14 protein-coding genes are annotated in these 16134 nt (G+C 39.6%); 6 read left to right on the top strand and 8 right to left on the bottom strand.

The genetic code is table 11. The features are described 5' to 3' along the window. Nucleotide 1: 1 nt before the first annotated feature. From MCT08_RS18340 to MCT08_RS18360, 5 genes are all read right to left on the bottom strand, one after another. The gene (locus MCT08_RS18340) at nucleotides 2-3808 is read right to left on the bottom strand and encodes an RHS repeat domain-containing protein (protein ID WP_274679057.1); all 3807 of its coding nucleotides are present in this window, start codon (nucleotides 3806-3808) and stop codon (nucleotides 2-4) included. 403 nt (nucleotides 3809-4211) lie between these two features. After that, a complete protein-coding gene (locus tag MCT08_RS18345; RefSeq protein ID WP_274679058.1) occupies nucleotides 4212-5135 on the bottom strand; it encodes a Gfo/Idh/MocA family protein in 924 nt (307 codons plus the stop codon). Between the two features lie 84 nt (nucleotides 5136-5219). Further along, complete coding sequence (locus MCT08_RS18350) at nucleotides 5220-5750, bottom strand: MltR family transcriptional regulator (RefSeq protein WP_053309058.1); 531 nt, start codon at nucleotides 5748-5750, stop codon at nucleotides 5220-5222. Between the two features lie 64 nt (nucleotides 5751-5814). After that, on the bottom strand, nucleotides 5815-6963 hold the full coding sequence (locus MCT08_RS18355; protein ID WP_274679059.1) for a mannitol-1-phosphate 5-dehydrogenase: 1149 nt from the start codon (nucleotides 6961-6963) through the stop codon (nucleotides 5815-5817). A gap of 112 nt (nucleotides 6964-7075) precedes the next feature. Then, the gene (locus tag MCT08_RS18360) at nucleotides 7076-9025 is read right to left on the bottom strand and encodes a PTS mannitol transporter subunit IICBA (RefSeq protein ID WP_274679060.1); all 1950 of its coding nucleotides are present in this window, start codon (nucleotides 9023-9025) and stop codon (nucleotides 7076-7078) included. Between the two features lie 768 nt (nucleotides 9026-9793). Here MCT08_RS18360 and MCT08_RS18365 point away from each other — a divergent pair. Beyond that, complete coding sequence (locus MCT08_RS18365) at nucleotides 9794-10741, top strand: M23 family metallopeptidase (RefSeq protein ID WP_168524403.1); 948 nt, start codon at nucleotides 9794-9796, stop codon at nucleotides 10739-10741. Between the two features lie 8 nt (nucleotides 10742-10749). Further along, nucleotides 10750-11058 (top strand): bactofilin family protein, encoded by a 309-nt coding sequence (locus MCT08_RS18370; protein WP_053309057.1) that lies wholly within the window; start codon nucleotides 10750-10752, stop codon nucleotides 11056-11058. Nucleotides 11059-11152: 94 nt separating this feature from the next. On the opposite strand, the gene nagB is transcribed toward MCT08_RS18370, so the two are convergent. Next, a complete protein-coding gene (gene nagB, locus MCT08_RS18375; protein WP_053308985.1) occupies nucleotides 11153-11953 on the bottom strand; it encodes a glucosamine-6-phosphate deaminase in 801 nt (266 codons plus the stop codon). 320 nt (nucleotides 11954-12273) lie between these two features. Here nagB and MCT08_RS18380 point away from each other — a divergent pair, with 320 nt between their 5' ends. Then, nucleotides 12274-12525, top strand: coding sequence for a DUF3081 domain-containing protein (locus tag MCT08_RS18380; protein ID WP_053308984.1), 252 nt, complete (start codon nucleotides 12274-12276; stop codon nucleotides 12523-12525). 153 nt (nucleotides 12526-12678) lie between these two features. Here the strand turns inward: MCT08_RS18380 and MCT08_RS18385 are convergent, their stop codons facing one another. Next, on the bottom strand, nucleotides 12679-13038 hold the full coding sequence (locus MCT08_RS18385) for a MaoP family protein (protein ID WP_053308983.1): 360 nt from the start codon (nucleotides 13036-13038) through the stop codon (nucleotides 12679-12681). A gap of 148 nt (nucleotides 13039-13186) precedes the next feature. Between MCT08_RS18385 and MCT08_RS18390 the strand changes: the two genes are divergently transcribed. From MCT08_RS18390 to MCT08_RS18400, 3 genes are all read left to right on the top strand, one after another. Continuing rightward, nucleotides 13187-14077: a LysR family transcriptional regulator gene (locus MCT08_RS18390; protein ID WP_274679061.1), complete on the top strand. Its 891-nt coding sequence runs from the start codon at nucleotides 13187-13189 to the stop codon at nucleotides 14075-14077. A gap of 108 nt (nucleotides 14078-14185) precedes the next feature. Beyond that, nucleotides 14186-14665, top strand: coding sequence for a methylated-DNA--[protein]-cysteine S-methyltransferase (locus MCT08_RS18395; protein WP_261916142.1), 480 nt, complete (start codon nucleotides 14186-14188; stop codon nucleotides 14663-14665). Nucleotides 14666-14674: 9 nt separating this feature from the next. After that, the gene (locus tag MCT08_RS18400; protein ID WP_171979892.1) at nucleotides 14675-15082 is read left to right on the top strand and encodes a hypothetical protein; all 408 of its coding nucleotides are present in this window, start codon (nucleotides 14675-14677) and stop codon (nucleotides 15080-15082) included. Nucleotides 15083-15101: 19 nt separating this feature from the next. Here the strand turns inward: MCT08_RS18400 and MCT08_RS18405 are convergent, their stop codons facing one another. Then, nucleotides 15102-15959: a Vmh family MBL fold metallo-hydrolase gene (locus tag MCT08_RS18405; RefSeq protein WP_274672380.1), complete on the bottom strand. Its 858-nt coding sequence runs from the start codon at nucleotides 15957-15959 to the stop codon at nucleotides 15102-15104. Between the last annotated feature and the right edge of the window lie 175 nt (nucleotides 15960-16134).

Consider the following 16134-nt stretch of genomic DNA (forward strand, 5'->3'; position numbering starts at 1 on the left):
TTTATCCTTGTCCATAGGGTAGATAGTGGCGATTAGTTTTTTGAATTTTTCCACTCTCACGGTGAAGGGTTTGAATCGCACAACCTTGTGAGTTGGATATAATAAATTGAGAATATACTTCATCGGCCAAATGGACATTGCGTATTAATGTCGAATCCTGCATTCGTAGATAAGAACTTAAAACCTCATTGGTATATTCATTAATTAATTCATCATTATTATAATAAAGTTGAATATCTTGGTTTTGATAACGCTGGAGAGAAAGTTTACCTTCAGCATCATATTGATATGTTGATAATAGGTTATTCCCGCTATCATAGACAGCGACTAGTTGCCCAATAGCATCATACTGATATCGATTATTAGACTGATCACACAATAAATTTCCATCCGCATCATAACTAAAAATAATCTCCGCAGGATAATCTGGATACGTATGTGTTGTTTTTATTAACTTAACTGGATCAGTTTCATCATAATAATATTGAGCAGTATCACTATTACCATCTGAAAAATTAGTCTTAACTTGAGTTGGATTATTATATATATCATATTGATAAACTTGACTAGAGATAGTACGGCCATATTCATCTTGAGGTAACATCTCCCCGCTAACTTGAAAAGAAAGCAAACGATGCACTTCATCGTATTCCATCTCTTCTATCGTGGTCCCTGTTGGCGTCGTTTGCACTCTCTGGCATAGTAATAAATCTCGGTTAAACGTTTGAACAATACGTTTCTCAAATTGACTATTTACGGTAATAACGCGCTCAATTTCCATTCCTAGTGCATTATATTCAATATCCGTGACTACCACGTCGCTACCTGAACTTACACGATAACTTGAAATCTGACTTTGAGCATTGTAGTCAATAACTACATTCTCACGTTTGCCACCCGCCAACACATGATCTATAGCGACTAAACGGCCTAGGCTGTCATACTCAAAATTGCTCTGGTTACCAAAAAAATCAGAGCGATAGAGAGTAAGCCCCCCTAATGAATAACGAGCTTTGGATGTTCTTTTAATATTTTTAAAATCTATAAAGTCTTCTTCCACTAACTGCCCGAGTGAGTTGTAGCGGTATTCTTTTGTAAAGTTACTGTTGTAACTTTTAACTAAATCACCGAGAACATCATCATATTGATAATAACAATCATCTATAGTGGCGCTCGTCTTGCTCTGAATGTCTTTAAACTGCGGGTGATATTGGTAAGTGATCTGCTCGCCTGTTGGCTTAGTTTCTCGGTTGGGCTTTAGGGATGCGCCATCAAAATCCCAATATGTTTCTGTTGATCCTGTACGCTCAAAAACTTTTCTAAGCAGACCATCATACTGACAATATCCAAGTTCTGTTCCATTAAGTGAAATTCTGCTAGGTACTTCTTCTGAAGTAAAAGATGGATATTCTAGAGTTTGCGTTATAGTTGTTCCGTCGACATTTTTTTCGACAGTTATCACTCTGTCAAAGTGATCGTATTGATAGTTAATAGCATGCCCATTTGTGTCTGATTCTAGAATTAAATTACTGTATGCATCGTATTGAAATACTTTCTCCTTAATTAAATTATTACTCCAGTCATAAGTACTTTTTTTGATTTCTAACCCATTATCATTGTAAAGAACGACTTCTCTGATACACCCGATCATTTGATAGTTTTTGGTATTGGTAACTAAGTCACGATCAGTCATTTCTACTCGACCATCAGGTAATATGACTTTACTCACTTCACCCATCGCATCGTATTCATACCAAGTAGTCAGAGAAATTGATACCCCATCTAACCAATCAGAATCAATCTGCTTAATTAACTGTCCATCACAATCATAGAAAAGTTCACTAATGACTCGTTTATTACCACTCTCGTCTTTCTGAGTTATTTTTATTTCTTTTCCAGAACAATTGAAATAAGTTGTCGACTCGCTTCCTCTAGCATCAATGGAAGTTAAAGATAAGTCACTTAAACTATAGCTATTGATATCTTGAGCTTCACTATTTGTGCCAGCTGCATAAGTAATAGAAACCAATTCATCTGAATAATCATAGCCATAAAGCGTTTTTAGACCTGAGGGTTCTACATATTCTATTGGTTTACCATTTTTAAAATTCACACATTTTGACTCGGAATTTGAAATGTCATCATGAGTAGCCAATGTTCTCGTGATCTTAACACCACCAAAGTCATAATCTAATTTATAATCATATGAAATAGTCGACTCATAATTATTTATGACTGTTGTAACTGTTTTATTACATCCATAAGTTAAACGATCATCAATATTAGTGTAATAAGTAATTCTCACTTTTCTGTCATGAGATTCAATCTCACTTTCTAGCAAATAATATTCATTACTATTATTGATTTTTTCTAAACTTACGTATTTGACAGTTTTAATACGACTAACTTCACCATTACTTGTATTGCTAGGGATGAGAGTTTCTTTCTTTAGTTGGCAGACAAACCCATCCGGGGATCTAGGACATGATCCGGCAGCACCTTCTAAAGGGTAAAATTCACGAATAACTTGTGAGCCATCGTGTTGTTTAACAAATATCTCATTTCCATATTCGTCAAAATCATACTCCACAGTATAATCTTTAGACAGCCCAGCAGAATTATAGTAAGTATTCGTTTTTGATTTCAAAAGTGCATAATTTTCTGGCTGTTCATCTATAGAGCGATCGAGTTCGGCAAAGTACTCCATCTGGTCGAACTGGTATCTTTGACCGTTGTATAAATAGTCGACTGATTGACGCAAATGATATTTGTTAAACGTATGGGTTACGGTTCTAAGGTTAGATATACATCTTTCGGTCACTGAATATTGGTAATTTTGATCTGCATAAAATAGTGTATCTCTATCAGGACGCCACTCGACACCGCTTAGATAACCTAAGTAATTTTTAGCATCATAGCTATATTCAGTAATTTTAGAGCCTTGATTAGCTCCAAATTCAATTCTATGTTCAATAACACAAGGTAAGTAAGTATAGGGAGCACCACTTGGTAATCTATATCCATGTGCATTATAATTTACATTTTCAATCAAGCCTGTAGCATGCTCTACCTGTGAAATTAATGCATACTCACCAACCATAGTGTCACTAACGATTGTATATTGAATTCCACAACTAAGATCATCAAACGTATTTACATATGTTATTAAATTGAACTGACCAATTCTCTCGATGTGAAAATCTATCTTATTAACTTCTTCATTATCTACAAAATGAGTAATAATTGAATGTCTATGTGTTATATCTGTCCACCAATCAAACTCTACTTTATCACCATATTCATCTTCAATTTTCCATAAAATAGGCTCATTTCCAAATCCTGGTATTGCATATGAAAATGTAACTTTCGCTCCCTTAGTTGAGATCAATTCATCGAGAAGGCCTGTTTCATAGTTAATGATTTCTCTACTTCCATCCTTATGGACAACAACTAGACTTTGCTTACTATCATCATAGAGAACTCGAATATCCTTTAACTTTCTATAAGGTATATCGTATTCATTTTTACTACGATTCCATTCAATTTTAAAATTTTGACCTGATGACAAATAAAGTTGATTGTTATCTTTATTAAATCGACTAACAGGAAAGCTCCATCCATGACCGAAACCAGTATCTACTTTGTTTAAAAAAGAATAACTAAGTGATATATCTAAGTTCGGTCCAGAACCTCGATTCGTAAGAAATTTAACTGCTTTAAAATTAATAGAGAAACTTCCTGTTCTGACATCTACGCCAGATTCAATAAATTCTGAAAAATTATGAGCATTACTTTTTATACCATTCAAAATAAAATCCCCTAATGCAAAGTTATTATTAATATTTATAAGCACATTAATGGAATTAAAATTAAAATCAAATCTATCAATAGTTATTTAATGATATAAATATAATTCTATATATTTATCTGAGATTAAAATCACATCATTTTTTTTCATAATAAACACCGTTACTAATAAAAAAATCAATAAAAAAAATAATTGTAGGAATTTTCTATTTATTTGTATTGGTGGCTAATATAACATCAGAAAGATGGAAAAATGTTAATTGGTGTTAGTGTTGATTTTATTTGTGTAATTGTCGTGTAACACACACATCGATATGCATTAAAAAATCATCAGATTAATACACGTATTCAACATTAAGTTAATATTGAATATGTTACGGGAATTTGTATTATCCGCTAAGATACTAGCTTAAAACGATTTTTTGATATAACGCCTCAGCCAATTGGTGCGACGATAAATTACGAGTCACGATGGCGCTGTCCAACTTGCCCGAATTTACCACACGAATCCAATCCTCAATCATTGCCGTGAAACCTTTGCTAGTGAGCATTGGGGTCCAGTCTTTCAGGCTAAGTGTCCGCTCTTGTCCCTGATACCAGTGCTTCCCTTCGGTAAAGGAATGAAATTCAAAGGCTTCATTCGTAAAACAGGCACTCACTCGCTCGCAAGTGATGCCAAACTGGCGGTTCATTGAAGCATGCAATAAGCTTTCGCCATGCTGCCATTGAATATCAAGTCGCGATAACTGATCTTTTTCTCGCTGAAAGGTGATATACGCATCATCTAATACAGCTTTTGCATTGAGGTTAATGCTGTCTAATGGGTGAATAAAGTCATCAAAAATAAAAGTACGACTATCCCCCGGCAAATTATGGCGGTGTTTTTCCCAACGTAAAGCTAGTAGGTCACTGCGTTGCCCTGTTTGCACACCACGGAGATGTTCGTTAAATAATGGAATATGTCGACGATTAAACCCGACATACAGTGGCTGGCGATATTTTTCTGCCACTTCATACAGCTGTTCACACGCAACCGCGCTGTCTGCAAGTGGTTTGTCAACAAAAGTAGGAATACCATGTTGCAAAAAAAATCGTGCGATTTGCGGGTGAACTTCGGTCGCAGCATGGATCATCACGGCATCAACGTGATACTTCAGTAAATCTTGGTAATTCACGCAGGTATGCTGGATACGATAGCGCTGAGCTAATTGATTCAGCACCTCACTATTGCGGGTACAAAAAACTAACTCTACATCAGAGTGTTGCGTAATGACGGGAAGGTATGCTTTTTGTGCAATATCACCCAAACCAATAATACCAATTTTCATCGAAAAATCTCTTTCGTCTTCAATAAGCATTAGGCTAACACAGGGATATTAAAAAGTAGTGTATTGATAGCACCCATTGATGGGTCAGAAAGGGCTTTCTTTGTTGAGTTCATTGCAAATTTCGACAATGGCAAGAGACAGCCCTGATTTAATGATTTGTTGTTGGCGTTGCAGTTGTAACTGATAAAAATCTAGGTCGATGTCGCCATCAGGCTCAAGGACGTCGAGCTGTACCATGCCCATTTTGGCCACCAAATTGAGTTTTTTGATCGGCACTAAAATTTGGGGGTCAGTAAAGTCATATTCAGAACCATCACTATTGAGTTGATTGCGTAGTTTGATGATGTCTTCAATATCGTGATAAATATCATCGGGTAACACACCCAAGCCAAACAAGAGCTTTAGCCTAACCGATAAATTGCCTAGCGGGCCAGAGTCATGCAAAAGAGGACCGACTACTGATTGAACGGCAAAATTGTCTTTGCGAAACACACGTTGAATTAACGCATCAATGGCATCATTAAATACTTCAACCGTTGTAATAAAAAAGCCACGCACAGACGGCGCACTATTCAGTCGTTCAATAATATCGGTTTCGTTAATTTGTTCTGCCATACGCTGCACTAAATCTTGTGGTGAAGGGAGGGCACGATTGCCCTCCAAAATATTGTTATTGTCATTAAAGCTGATGATAAATCGCTTCAATTTGTTTTACTTGTTCGCTGTCAACATCTAACCCGGTGTAGTGAGCCAGTGTCTTATTAACCCCTTGTTCAGAAATTGAGCGTTGCAACTCAACCGCTTGAGGATCATCACTATTGGTGTATTTCAACGCCGCTGCAATACCTTTTAATAAGGTTTTGTTCTCAACACCGTACTCGATTGTACCGAGTAATGGCTTGATTAATCTATCGTTAGGACCAAGTTTTCTTAACGGTTGACGGCCAACGCGATCCACTTCATCCACCAAATAAGGGTTGGCAAAGCGCCCGAGTATTTTGTCAATGTAAGCGGAGTGCAGTGCACGATCAAACCCATAACGTCGAATCAACACCTCGCCACTTTCGTGCATCGCTTGTTTCACTTCTTGACGAATCGATGGGTCTTCTATCGCTTCACGAATTGTGTGATGTCCTTTTAAACACCCAAAATATGCGGTAATACAGTGACCCGTATTTAAAGTAAAGAGTTTACGTTCCACAAAGGCCATGAGGTTATCGGTTTTTTCCATGCCTTCAATGTCTGGAACTTCACCCTTGAACTGCTGTTCATCAACAATCCATTCACTGAAGCTTTCAACCGTGACTTCTAGTGGGTCATCGTTAGCCGCTTCCGCTGGAGGTACAATACGGTCCACCGCAGAGTCTACAAAACCAATCAGCTCATCTGCTTTAGCATGAAGTGCAGGTTCTAGATACTTATACACTTCACCTTTAAGGTGTGTCGTACCACGTACCATGTTCTCACATGCGATAATATTCAGCGGGTTATCATTGCCAACAGCAAAACGCTTGCTGATCCCCTGCGCGATAGTTTTTGCAATGATATCCAGCACTGCAGGACCAACGGCGGTGGTGACTAAATCGGTTTTTACGATTCGGTCAATGACGTCCTCACTCGCAGAATTAACCGCTGTTACATGAGTCACGGTGTCGATTTTACACTCGGATCCAACAACTTTCACTTTGTACTCTTGCTTATGACTGAGTTGGTCAACCAACGGTGCGTTTACGTCAGCAAAAGTAACTTCAATATCGGCATCAGCGAGCAATTTGCCAATAAAACCACGTCCAATATTACCCGCGCCAAAATGTACTGCATTTTTCATAATCTTACCTACCAAAAACTTGTTGAGAAAACAGAACTTACTAACAAACGATTGAGGTGAGGTCAGCGCTATAGGGGGGCACCGACCTCGTTTTGCCTCAGGAGCAAAAGGTTTACGCCGCTTGGGTACCTGATAGGATATCCAATATATCGCTCACGCTTTTCGTTGAGGTAAGCTTCTCGATTGCCTCTGGATCATCGAGTGCGTTAGTAATGGTAGTAATTACTTGAATGTGTTCATCATTTTTTGCTGCGATACCAATAACGAGTTTTGCAACATCGCTTTTATCATCGGTAAATTGAACGCCAGCTGGGTATTGGCAAATCACTATACCGGTCTTGATTACGCGATCTTTTGCCGCCACCGTACCATGAGGAACTGCAATCGATTCACCGAGGTATGTCGATACCATTTGCTCACGTTCAAACATGGCATCCACGTATTCAGGCTCGGCGTATCCCAATTCCACCAACTTGTTGCCAGCGAAGCGTATTGCCTCTTCTTTGCTTGACGCATTCAGGCCAAGGTGAATGTTCTCTTTTTGAATTTGGAATACCGAAGGTTGTTGTACTTCAAAGCTGTCATCATTGGCCGCTAGAATCGAAAGTTTAACCGCTTCGCTATCATTTGCGGCTTGTGGGCGCTGCGCAGCAAGTAATTGAGTCACTAATTGGTTGTACATTTCACTGTCTAAAAAGTTGCTCAATGAAATATGGTGTGCGCTAGCGGCATGAGTACGTGCCCGGTCTGTTAAATCTTTATGAGTAATCACGATTTCTGCATTCTCTGGCAAACTATTAATGGCTAAGTTTGATACGTGGATGGCAAGGCCTGCATCTTTGACTTTCTTACGCAACATACTTGCGCCCATTGCGCTAGACCCCATACCCGCATCGCACGCAACAATAATGCTTTTTACATTGGCTAAGTTGATATCACCCTTGCGTGAAGCTGTTGCTGCATTACCTTTAGCGCCAGATTTCATGTCTTTCATTTGTGATGTTGCTTTTGCTAATGCCGCTTCATCACCCTCTTCTTCGGTAGTGCCCTGTGCCTTCATAAGCAGTGACGCTACCGTAAACGACACACCCGCAGCAGCAAAGATAGAGCACAATACGCCAACAATAGAGCCTTTTTGCGTCATTAATAACACCGCAAAGATTGAGCCTGGAGATGCTGGAGAAACAATACCTGCGTCAAATACCGTCAGGGTGAATACGCCCGTCATACCACCAGCAATGGCCGCCAAGATAAGACGTGGATTCATTAGAATATATGGGAAGTAAATTTCGTGGATACCACCGAAGAAGTGGATAATAGATGCCCCACCAGCGGTTTGACGAGCGCTCCCTTTACCAAATACCATGTAAGCAAGCAAAATACCAAGGCCAGGACCTGGGTTAGCTTCAATTAAGAAGAAGATAGATTGACCTGTTTCACTCGCTTGTTGAATACCAAGCGGAGAGAAAATTCCGTGGTTGATCGCGTTATTTAGGAACAAGATCTTCGCTGGTTCAACAAAAATAGACGTTAGCGGTAAAAGGTGAGCTGCAACCAAGAAGTTAACTCCAGCCGCAAGACCACCAGAAAGAATTTTAACAAAAGGACCAATTAAGTAGAAAGCCAGCATCGCGCCGAGCATACCGATAATGCCTGCAGAGAAGTTATTTACTAACATCTCAAAACCGCTTTTTACTTTGCCTTCAACACGCTGATCAAATGCTTTGATTGCCCAGCCGCCCATAGGGCCGACAATCATCGCTCCCATGAACATTGGAATGTCAGTCCCAACAATCACGCCCATAGTGGTAATTGCACCCACCACGGCTCCTCGCTCACCACCCACTAATTTACCACCGGTATAACCGATAAGTAGAGGCAGCAAATAGGTAATCATCGGTCCAACCATAGAGGCTAGTGTCTCATTCGGTAACCAGCCAGTTGGGATGAATAATGCGGTTATGAAACCCCACGCGATAAACGCGCCGATGTTTGGCATAACCATGTTAGATAAGAAGCGACCAAAATTTTGTATCTTGATCTTTGCATCTGGTGATATCATGTGGATTCCCCGTTCGATGTTCTGATGAATATTGTTGTTGTAACGGTTTCGCAAAAACCGTTGATTGCTTAGTACACAATCAATTTACCACACAAATTCATTTTAGAACTGACAACGGGTTTTTCGTGATATGCCTCTCATAAACATTAGCTCACAAATGATTTCTTCGTGATCTTCATCATTTATTTGACATGAAATTTTATTACAAACAATGAAAATATAGATTGTCAATTACTTTTTCACAATCAACATCACAATTAAGTTAAGTCACATAAAAATAAAAACAAGACACAAGTCACACATTTGCTATATTTATAATTCACGCGAATATATAACATGCCATAGATCACACTTTGCAATTTATTTCGCCTTGAAAAATAAATCACCCCAATATTAGTTGTTAATTCTGTAATTTACATACACGTCACTTAAGAAACTATATGCACAATAAAGAATCTCAGAGTCACAATGCATTGTGCTGATAAAATGCGATTAGCCTACAACCTCCTAGATTTGGCTTCTGCATTTAGCAGCATTTCGGGGGACATCTATTTCATTAACCATTTATCATCGAGTGCAGTATTAAGCTAGTGCTTTGTTTAAATTGATGTTTTTCTAATCACGATTGCATCGTGCATACGTTCCAATTCACAAAGATAACAATAAGGTTGTGAATTAGGCATTACCCTACAACGCTAAATGTTTTGACATTACTGATTCCCTGATAGAATCCGGTCACTTTTCACTATTAACGCTGTAAACGAATCAATGAAAGAAAGAGTTATAGTTTCTGTTTCCTCTATTCATGGAACAAAGCACTTTCATATCGGTAAATGGTTTCGCCACTTTCTAAAAGGATTTGGATACTTGCTACTGGCTGGTGTCGTGGCGACTGGCGGCGTTATTTATTATCTAGTAAATGAAGTCGACTTTGCCAAACTCAAACAACAGGAGTTAGAAAGTCAATCCATGTCTTTAAGCGAAGAAGTCACTTCATTAAAAGAACTAAAAGACAACTTAGAAAATGATCTGCTAGAACGTGAAGAAAAAATGCAGTTGGTATCGGATAGGCTGGGTGATCTTGAAAAAGTGCTCGGTGTGGATGAAAGCGGTGCGGAACTAGAGTCACGTTTAGACACTGCTGCAATCACTTCTTCAGTAAGAATGGTGATGCTAACCCAAATACCAAGTGGGGCACCTGTGCATAACGCGCGAATTTCGTCAGGATATGGTAAACGTGTCCACCCCGTTACAGGCGCAGTCAAAGTTCATCGCGGACAAGATTTTGCAGTGAATACTGGTACACCTATTTATGCCCCAGCAGATGGTGTTGTTGAGGTCACTCGGGCAAGTAACAAGGGTTCTGGAAATTTTTTACGTCTTCAGCACTCCTATGGTTTTACCAGCTCTTATTCACATTTGCAGAAATTTGCAGTGAAAGGGGGTGATTTTGTGCAAAAAGGTGACTTAATTGCCTATTCCGGCAACACCGGGTTGTCTTCAGGCCCACATTTGCACTATGAAATTCGATTTGTCGGGCGCTCTTTAGATCCAAGACCATTTGTTGATTGGGGCGTAAATGATTTTGAAACGATATTTAGTAAGGTAAGAGGTATCCGATGGGAATCTTTAGTAAACAAAGTCGAGCTAAGAGTCAGCGCTCAGCTACAACTCTCATCGCAAAAGGCTGCGCCATTAACGGACAGCTCAAGCTAGAAAGCGATATACAAATTGATGGTTCAGTTGAAGGTCAAATACATGTCGATAAAACCATTGTGATCAGTGAAACGGGTATCGTTAGCGGGGAACTGTTTGCCGAGCATCTGATTATCAATGGTGAATTTGAAGGTACATGTCACGCCACTAAAATTGAAATTTTAAGTAAAGGCAGCGTTACTGGCTCTATTTATAGTGACGACCTTAGTATTGAACACGGTGGTCGTTTTAACGGGGTGACTTACCCAGCGCCTGAAAAGCACCCAGAAAAACAACTCGTTGAATTGAAAGATGTAAAATTAGCTGCTGAAGCATAACACTTCAAAGCTTACTTCTATAACGACAGCATGATGCCTCATAAAAAAAGCCCTGCTATTTCTAGCAGGGCTTTTTTATAAAACAGTCGGTGACTTAAAAACCTACAATATTCTTCGCTTCTAATTCAGTAAAGTATTTTACTGTCTTTACTTTCAGCTCTTGGGTTGATGGCTCATCACATACGATCACAGATTTTGGATGGAGCTGCAGTGCAGACACCGTCCATAGATGATTCACACTACCTTCAACTGCAGCTTGCAACGCAAGTGCTTTATTGTGGCCAGTCACCAAAATCATCACTTCTTCTGAATCAAGCAAAGTGCCCACACCAATCGTCAATGCATACTTAGGTACTTGGTTGATATCACCATCAAAGAAACGTGAGTTAGCAATGCGTGTATCTTCGGTCAACGTTTTAATACGAGTGCGTGAAGAAAGAGAAGACGCAGGTTCATTAAAAGCAATATGGCCATCGTTACCCACACCGCCCATGAATAAATTGATGCGGCCATAAGACTTGATTTTGTCTTCATAACGTTTGCATTCTGCATCAACGTCATCAGCGTTACCGTTAAGCAAATTAATATTTTCTTCTTGAATATCAACGTGCTTAAAGAAATTGTTGTACATAAATGAACGGTAAGATTCCGGATGATCAGCAGGAATACCGATATACTCGTCCATGTTAAATGTCACCACATGCTTAAAGCTCACTTCACCGGCGTTGTACATTTCGATCAGCGCTTTATACGTAGCAAGCGGTGTTCCACCAGTAGGTAAGCCCAAAACGAAAGGACGATCCGCGCTTGGGTTAAATGCATTAATACGTTTTACGATGTGTGCAGCAGCCCATTTACCTACTTGCGCTGCCTGTTTTAACGGGATAAGTCTCATGTTTGGCCTCTAATAATTGGAATATTATGATGTACTGAAACATTAATTCGCATTATAAAATAAGTTTTTAGCGACTGCCATTGTTTTAGGTCAAATTTTAGAAGTTTATTGAATAAATTGCCCAGAATTGTTCAATTAACACTCACCCATCATCTGTATTAAAACAGTAACCTCTCTCATACTCTCATCATTTTAGTGAATATACTGAAAAAATTCATAGGTAAAATTAAGTGGAAACTTGATCTAAAACGCGATGATTGATGGCAGGAGCGGCGTTCCTTGACCATACTTGTCACACAGGCAAGAAAGGAGTTAACCTCATGAAAAATGAATTGGATAGCACAAAAGTTCTACATGCCTATGAGATGATAATGGAGAACGGCACACCCACTGAGTTTGGCAAGATTTACGAGGGTATTGAAGCCTTTTCAGACTACGATGGTTACAACATCTATATGCGCGGTAATGGTGTAGAACTCAAGGTTGGTTTTCACAACACTTACCATTTAGATTACGACCAAGAACATTTAAGAGATAGTTTCTTAAAGAAAGTATCGCAGTTAGCGAAATAGCACGAACTGGGAACAAGGCCCCAGCAACAAACCAATGCTAGGGCTTTGACAGGAAGACACTGGCTAAACTCTTAATCAGTTTCATTGGCACGTTGAAACCGCTTAACGATGAGCAAATCCTAAGCCATGAGGATTCTGCGTTAGAGATGAAGATTAATCTTCTTCGCTTAAGCTAACTTCTTCTTCGTTATAGTCGTCACCCGCTTCCGGTTTGTTGCGACCATTCAAAGTATGGAATCGCTTACGACCACGAGCCAGTTGTGTGTATTTTAACCAAACTCGCTCTAGCTTAGATTTAGCCTTTACTGGATTTTCAATCGCTTTAATAAAATGCGCTTCTTCTGCACTTTCTGGAAGAATATCACCAGATTCTAGGCCAAGCATGGTGTCCCCATAAGTGATCAGAAGCTCCTCTTCAGCAAGAGTAAAATCACCAGATTTTGCAAAGCCTCGCGGAAACTTTACATTGTCAAAAAATCGTTTTTTTCCGTGACGGAATTCAGTCTCAGACATATCAACCTCATGTGAATAATGCTGCCACCATGTAGCGATGGATCAGGCGAAAATTAGGCGTAATTCTTCCAAAAGAAAAACAAAAATTTTTTATCGTCATAATTGCTCTTCCTTGTTAATCTGGCGGGGTAATTTCAGAGGATTAAATATGGATGTAAAAGTTTTTCGCACTTTTCTAGAACTCGCTAAAGTTCGTCACTTTGGGCGAGCAGCTGAAAACCTTTATTTGACTCAAGCAGCGGTCAGTGCACGCATTAAACAACTCGAAAATTATTTCGATGCTCAACTGTTTACGCGAGATCGCAATAATATCAAGCTCACCTCTGCTGGGGAACGGCTCATCAACTATGCAGAAGTGATGGTCGCTACCCTACAACAAGCGAAATTCGAACTCTCTCTTGAAAATGGGAAGGCCTTACAACTCACGCTAGGCGGGACACCAAATGTATGGGATGCCTATTTGCAAAACTGCTTAAGCGTTGTCACCGACTCTTTTACCGGCTATGGCTTTATGGCTGAAGTAATGGGTAGAGAGCACCTCAATCGCAGTTTACTTGAACGCACATTGGATATGGCTTTTGCTTTCGACCAAATCAAAGCCGAAGAACTCAACTGCAAAAAAGTAGCAGATATAGTACTAGTATTGGTATCCACTCGACCTGATACGTTAGCTACCGCCTTTGACAACAAATATGTCTATGTAGATTGGGGAAGTCGTTTCGCATCAGAGCACTCTGAGCGACACCCAAAGGCTCCAATTCCATTTTTACGAACGTCTACCGCTCGTATTGCACTTGATTTCATTCTCGAAAAAGGCGGCAGTGCTTATCTCCCTAAATCTTTAGTTGAACCATTTATCAATTCAGGCCAACTGTATCGCATTGAAGATATGGAAGATTGGCAACGCCCTATCTATCTAAGCTATCGTAAAAACAGCTCATCGATTGAAGCAATTACACAAGTTGAAAAGTTAGTGGCTAATATTGATCCACTAACCGCTTACTCTTTACAACAAGCAGGTGATGCGGTTATCGACTGAGTTTATAATGAAGCCGTAATCAATATACCAATGCGCCAACTTGATTTACGAGAAAATAAGTCGGCTTGCAGGGGAGCTATGTCACTTTCGACTGCTGGAATCAACAATATGAATCACTTTGTTTATTATCACAGTCCGTTAGGGCTGATGACATTACAAGCCAACCAGCAGGGGTTGCTCGGCGCTTGGTTTGAAACCGAAACAACGAGACCTGATGAATTAGGAGAAAAATCAGAAAACTGTCCTATACTTACTAGTACAATCAAGCAGTTAGATGAGTATTTTACCGGGCGGCGAACTGTATTTGACATTCCTCTTGCCGCACAAGGCACCGTATTTCAGCAATCTGTTTGGCAAGCATTATGCGAGATCCCTTATGGGGAAACATGGAATTACCAGCAATTAGCGAATACCATTGGTAACCCTAAAGCGGTGAGAGCCGTTGGGCTGGCGAATGGGAAAAATCCTATTTCTATTATTGTGCCATGCCATAGAGTGATAGGGAAAAATGGCAAACTAACCGGTTATGCTGGTGGGCTTGAACGCAAAGCAAGTTTACTAGAGCTTGAGAATAGATTATCGAGGTAACGTTTTATGATGAGTTATACCTTAGTGAAATGGATAGGCACTTTGGCACTCATATCTGCTCTACAAGGCTGCTCTCAGGAAGATATTGAGCGTTGGGCCAATAGTGAAACCTACGAGTTTCACGGTACTTATGATAACCAATACAATTCCGATTTATTGATATTTGAAGATGGTATCGTTAGCGCACGTTCAGAAAAACAAACTTGGTCTCGTCCCTACACCGTTGACGGGACTCAAATTTCTATTCAAGTGCGCAATAATTCGAAAGAACAACGTGAAGACATTGTGATGGTGATACATGGCCAAGGTGAAGTCCTAACTTGTAGCGTTTGCGCTATGTATAAATTAAGTAATGTCTGGACTAAGATCGGCTATGTTGAAGCAAAAACGCCAACGATAGAAAGCGCGAGTCAATAACTCGCGCTTTTAAAACCAGTTACCACTGACGCTCACCAGTGTTTACTTGAGCACTCAGTTCTAAGTCTTGCTGACCTGGCAATGTTGGGTAAGCCTTCACCATCTCAGCCACCACTTGTTTTGAATTTTTAGCCTTGCTAAGCGTTTTTTCAAATTGACCAAGGTAATCTTTAGTAAACGATACCGCTTCAATACCTTGTGGCATATCACCCAAATAATGCCCAGGGATCACTCTAACTGGCTTAAGATCTGCCATTTTATCCAATGCTTGAACCCATTCAGATCTCGCTTCAGGAGTTTGACTATCCGCTGTCCATACATGCATGCCAGCCGTTACTGCAACGCCACCAAGAACAACCTTTTGCGATGGAACCCATAGATAAGATTGATGGGTGTTCAGTTCTTTTACATAGATTTTTTCACCTTCTAAAGAAAATTCACTGCGATTAAATACCTTAGGTACAAAAACTTTGCTTGGCGCACTATCGGCTAAAATCGGCCCCCAGTACTGAAGTTTTCTATCTTTCGTCTCCTCAATGTGCTGTACAACTGCTTTGCTTGCTAGCACATTGACATCCGGAAATGCTGACACTAAAGGCTCAAGGCCAAAATAAAAGTCTGGATCGCCACCACTGATATAAATAGCCGTCAACTCTTTACCTGATTGCTTGATCATATCAACCAATGCTTGACCATCTTTAGTACCAAATTGAGCATCAATCAATATGGCTTGTTTTTCTCCACTAATTAGAGTGGAACTGACGGGGAAAATCCCCTTTTCTCCTGGGTTATAAGTTTGGAAAGTCAGCGCAGCTAGGCTAGAAAAAGAAACACCTGCTAAAAGTAAGCCGGTTAAAGCACGTTGTTTGAATGTCATTATTAATACCTGTTAGTCATGATTCGAAGTGATAACAAGCTTATTGTTTTTCAATGAGAACAAATAGATCTAAAATAGAATATAACTAGTTCAAATTTAGATACAAAACAAAGGAAAAACTCGCTGCATCCATCACTTTAGTGCAGGCAGCATTGAGTTTTATGAAAAGCATGTG

The sequence above is a fragment of the Vibrio aestuarianus genome, assembly GCF_028858425.1.
Lineage (GTDB): Bacteria > Pseudomonadota > Gammaproteobacteria > Enterobacterales > Vibrionaceae > Vibrio > Vibrio aestuarianus.

What these genes read in the sequence shown, in the direction of transcription:
- MCT08_RS18345 (WP_274679058.1), bottom strand. Translation starts at nt 5,135, where the DNA reads ATGAAAATTGGTATTATTGGTTTGGGTGATATTGCACAAAAAGCATAC.
- MCT08_RS18350 (WP_053309058.1), bottom strand. Translation starts at nt 5,750, where the DNA reads ATGGCAGAACAAATTAACGAAACCGATATTATTGAACGACTGAATAGT.
- MCT08_RS18355 (WP_274679059.1), bottom strand. Translation starts at nt 6,963, where the DNA reads ATGAAAAATGCAGTACATTTTGGCGCGGGTAATATTGGACGTGGTTTT.
- MCT08_RS18360 (WP_274679060.1), bottom strand. Translation starts at nt 9,025, where the DNA reads ATGATATCACCAGATGCAAAGATCAAGATACAAAATTTTGGTCGCTTC.
- MCT08_RS18365 (WP_168524403.1), top strand. Translation starts at nt 9,794, where the DNA reads ATGAAAGAAAGAGTTATAGTTTCTGTTTCCTCTATTCATGGAACAAAG.
- nagB (WP_053308985.1), bottom strand. Translation starts at nt 11,953, where the DNA reads ATGAGACTTATCCCGTTAAAACAGGCAGCGCAAGTAGGTAAATGGGCT.
- MCT08_RS18380 (WP_053308984.1), top strand. Translation starts at nt 12,274, where the DNA reads ATGAAAAATGAATTGGATAGCACAAAAGTTCTACATGCCTATGAGATG.
- MCT08_RS18385 (WP_053308983.1), bottom strand. Translation starts at nt 13,038, where the DNA reads ATGTCTGAGACTGAATTCCGTCACGGAAAAAAACGATTTTTTGACAAT.
- MCT08_RS18390 (WP_274679061.1), top strand. Translation starts at nt 13,187, where the DNA reads ATGGATGTAAAAGTTTTTCGCACTTTTCTAGAACTCGCTAAAGTTCGT.
- MCT08_RS18395 (WP_261916142.1), top strand. Translation starts at nt 14,186, where the DNA reads ATGAATCACTTTGTTTATTATCACAGTCCGTTAGGGCTGATGACATTA.
- MCT08_RS18400 (WP_171979892.1), top strand. Translation starts at nt 14,675, where the DNA reads ATGAGTTATACCTTAGTGAAATGGATAGGCACTTTGGCACTCATATCT.
- MCT08_RS18405 (WP_274672380.1), bottom strand. Translation starts at nt 15,959, where the DNA reads ATGACATTCAAACAACGTGCTTTAACCGGCTTACTTTTAGCAGGTGTT.